The sequence below is a fragment of the Marinobacter pelagius genome (assembly GCF_900114925.1).
Classification (GTDB): Bacteria; Pseudomonadota; Gammaproteobacteria; order Pseudomonadales; family Oleiphilaceae; genus Marinobacter; species Marinobacter pelagius.
Genome location: NZ_FOUR01000013.1, coordinates 1 through 3,300 on the forward strand (window position 1 = coordinate 1; position 3,300 = coordinate 3,300).

Here is a 3,300-nt window from a genome sequence, read left to right on the forward strand (position 1 = left end):
CGAGTCAGAGCAGCGGTCAGAGTGGTCTTACCATGGTCAACGTGACCAATAGTACCCACGTTTACGTGCGGTTTACTGCGCTCAAATTTTTCTTTGGACATTTGACCAACTCCCCTAATCAACCTGATCGTAACGTTGACCGGATAAAAATGGAGCTCATGGGCGGATTTGAACCGCCGACCTCACCCTTACCAAGGGTGTGCTCTACCAACTGAGCTACATGAGCATTAAAACCAAATTGGAGCGGGCAGCGGGAATCGAACCCGCGTCATCAGCTTGGAAGGCTGAGGTAATAGCCACTATACGATGCCCGCGAGCAATAAGTGGTGGAGGGGGCAGGATTCGAACCTGCGAAGGCGATGCCGTCAGATTTACAGTCTGATCCCTTTGGCCACTCGGGAACCCCTCCCGTACAAATTCGCTTCCCACGAATCTGCTCAAAACTTAAAGTGGAGCTGGCGGACGGAATCGAACCCCCGACCTGCTGATTACAAGTCAGCTGCTCTACCAACTGAGCTACGCCAGCTCACATTCGCCTCGTCAGCGAGGGCGGTATACTACGGAGTTTTTTCTGACGTTGCAACACCTTCGCAAGGGTTGATTTCGATGAAATCGAAATTTTTGCCATATTCCGAAGTTACCGCCTGAACCAGGTCCTCAGCGAGGTCCGGCTCAGCCTCAAAATCGAGGGCGTAGCTTATCTGATTTCGGTCGTAGTTGGCTAGTACTGCATTGAGATTCTGACGTTTTTTTTCTTCGAGCACGGAAATTGCGGCCTCGCGGGACTCGAAGAGGCCGAGGGAAATGGCGTTCCGGTATTCCCCCTGGGTGACCAGGTACGAGTCGATACCCTGGCGCTGGATTTCCCGGAACTGCTTGCGGGCGGCATCCGCCGGTTGCGGGGGAATCAGAACCCAGTTAAGGGGTGGCCGTACCTGCTCCATTTCCTCAATGGTGACGGAGACGTCATCCAGCGCGGGCACTGCCTCTATAACAGCCTGGACCGCCTCCCGACTATCCAGCCAGCCCAATCGCACGCAGTGTAACGGTCGCTCTTCCGGGACAGGGGCCGGCGGAACGGGTCCCGACGAAACCAGCCCGGTAGACGCCCCTTCACCGGGCTCCTCAGCAACCTCTGCAACCTCAGACTCTTCGGCCTGTTCGGGCTCGGAAACCGCCTTCTGATCAGACGAAGCCTTGAGACTGGCGACCCGGGGTAACGTGCCGGAAACAGTCTCCGTTGAGCGTACCGGAGGCTGCATCGCACCCGCGAAATACCACACGAACACGTTGGCGCAGAGCAGCAGTAAAGCCAACCACCTCATATTGCCAACTCTTCTGCATCAATGGCGGCCAGACCACGGAGCACCAGGTCTGGCGCGTGAATTGCGTTAAGGCCAAGGCTTTGGAGTCGTTCGGCGTCACCACCTGTCACGAGGATATCGCGAAGGGCAAAGGTGCTGACATCGGCCCGGATCCGGTCGATCATGGCAGCGGATAGCCAGGCCAGGCCATGATTCACACATTCACCGGTGCTTATCCCCGGAGCCGTTTCCAGTACCTGCTCAGGATCAAACAGGATGCGGGCCGCATCGGTCTGGAGGCTCCGGATCATCATCTGCAGTCCCGGCAGGATGAACCCTCCCAGATGCCGCCCGGAGTGATCCACGTAATCCACAGTCACTGCGCTGCCTGCATCCACGACGACAAAGCCCTCCCGGTGCTGTTGCCATGCGCCAAACATGGCGTGCCAACGATCCGCCCCCATACGCTGGTAGTCCTGGTACGCATTCCTCAGCCCTCCCCGCTCCGGTTCCGACCAATGACACACCGCTGCCACACCAAACCGGCGTTCCAGATGCGCCACCAGAGCCTCTCGACGAGCTTCTGCCGCTACCGTGGATATACTGATTCGCCGAACCCTGGGTTCCGGCGGGAGCCCCTGCAGAGGATCGGGGCTCGACAAGTCCCCGACACCGCTGGCAACCACATCCTGACGATCACCCAGCTGCCACTTCAAGCGGGTATTTCCCGCATCTATCAATAGCCTCATGAGCCCATCCGCAGGCTGATTTCCCCGGCCCTTACGGGAATCACTCCCTCGGCATTCCGGACCAGGTAATTACCGGTTCCATCGATGCCCTCGCCGGTGCCCTCCAGCTCTCCTCCCCGCGCATGGATCGTTTTACCCAGGAAGATATCCCGGGATTGCCAGGGTGCCCGAAAATCACTGAAGCCGACATTGGCAAAAATTTCCGCTGCGTCATGGACGGCATTGATGATGGCCGCGGCAATCCGGTTGCGTGACCATTCCAGAGCGGGAAAGGCCGATGCGAGACTGGTCCAGGGCTGGTCCACGGATTCGGCCTCTGACATATGGACATTGATCCCTATGCCGGCGATGACCTGAACCACCCCCTCTTGCAACTCTCCCTGGAGCTCCACGAGGATACCACCAAGCTTGCCGTCGGGCAGGAAGATATCATTGGGCCACTTCAGTCCGATGGACTCTGCCCCCAGCGACTCGAGCGCATTGGCGACGGCGACACCCAGTACCAGACTGAGGCCATCCAGCACGGCGAAGCCCCCGTGGAATGTAAGCCCCATACTGAGGTACAGATTCTCACCACGGGGACTTTGCCAGGCCTTACCCCGGCGGCCCCGCCCTGCGGTCTGACAGTCCGCGATACATACCGGGATCGAAGAGCTTCCTGCCTGCCACTGTCGGATTACCTCGGCATTGGTGGAGTCCACTTCATCAAGAACCGTCAGGCTGAGGACGGACCGGATCCCGGGAGCAATTTCGCTTGAGATCTTTTCCGCATCGAGGAGATCCACATGAGTCAGGAGCTGGTAGCCCTTGCCTCGTACCGTTGCCACCTCATACCCGTCGTCAACGGCTCGGCGGATCTGTTTCCAGACTGCGGTACGGCTTACCCCCAAAGATTGGGCAAGCGATTCCCCGGAATGGACCTTACCGTCCTGGAGAAGGGTTATCAGTGCTTTGGATTTCATGAATCGGTATCCGGCCTGAAGAGATTAATAAGGGCGGATTAAACAACAGGAGAGGGGAAAACACAAAGAAGGGGTTGGCGAAATGGGCTTTCTTGTGGTCATCGTCAGGTTCTTGATCCCATAAAAAAACCCCCAACGGCGAAGCCGCTGGGGGTTTTGGTATTAGGAGCCTGACGATGACCTACTCTCACATGGGCCATGCCACACTACCATCGGCGCTGGTCTGTTTCACTTCTGAGTTCGGGATGGGATCAGGTGGTTCCAGACCGCTATGGTCGTCAGGCA

At 57.7% G+C, this 3,300-nt stretch carries 4 protein-coding genes, 4 tRNA genes and 1 rRNA gene; all 9 read right to left on the reverse strand.

Translation table 11 applies throughout. From position 1 onward, the window contains the following. Nucleotides 1-101, reverse strand: a 101-nt coding sequence (locus BM254_RS17560; RefSeq protein ID WP_197409296.1) for a GTP-binding protein, incomplete at its 3' end; no start/stop codon positions are given. Between the two features lie 49 nt (nt 102-150). Beyond that, nucleotides 151-226, reverse strand: a tRNA-Thr gene (locus BM254_RS17565). A 13-nt stretch (nt 227-239) separates the two neighbouring features. Next, nucleotides 240-314: transfer RNA gene (locus tag BM254_RS17570), tRNA-Gly, on the reverse strand. A 10-nt stretch (nt 315-324) separates the two neighbouring features. Next, nucleotides 325-409, reverse strand: a tRNA-Tyr gene (locus tag BM254_RS17575). A 41-nt stretch (nt 410-450) separates the two neighbouring features. Continuing rightward, nucleotides 451-526: transfer RNA gene (locus tag BM254_RS17580), tRNA-Thr, on the reverse strand. Nucleotides 527-557: 31 nt separating this feature from the next. Then, nucleotides 558-1,325 (reverse strand): hypothetical protein, encoded by a 768-nt coding sequence (locus tag BM254_RS17930; protein WP_245777476.1) that lies wholly within the window; start codon nt 1,323-1,325, stop codon nt 558-560. Beyond that, nucleotides 1,322-2,053, reverse strand: coding sequence for a type III pantothenate kinase (locus BM254_RS17590; RefSeq protein ID WP_092006920.1), 732 nt, complete (start codon nt 2,051-2,053; stop codon nt 1,322-1,324). Before BM254_RS17590 ends, BM254_RS17930 begins: the two co-directional genes overlap by 4 nt. After that, the gene (locus BM254_RS17595) at nt 2,050-3,015 is read right to left on the reverse strand and encodes a biotin--[acetyl-CoA-carboxylase] ligase (RefSeq protein ID WP_092006922.1); all 966 of its coding nucleotides are present in this window, start codon (nt 3,013-3,015) and stop codon (nt 2,050-2,052) included. Before BM254_RS17595 ends, BM254_RS17590 begins: the two co-directional genes overlap by 4 nt. Nucleotides 3,016-3,183: 168 nt before the next feature. Next, a 5S ribosomal RNA gene (gene rrf, locus BM254_RS17600) occupies nt 3,184-3,298 on the reverse strand. Between the last annotated feature and the right edge of the window lie 2 nt (nt 3,299-3,300).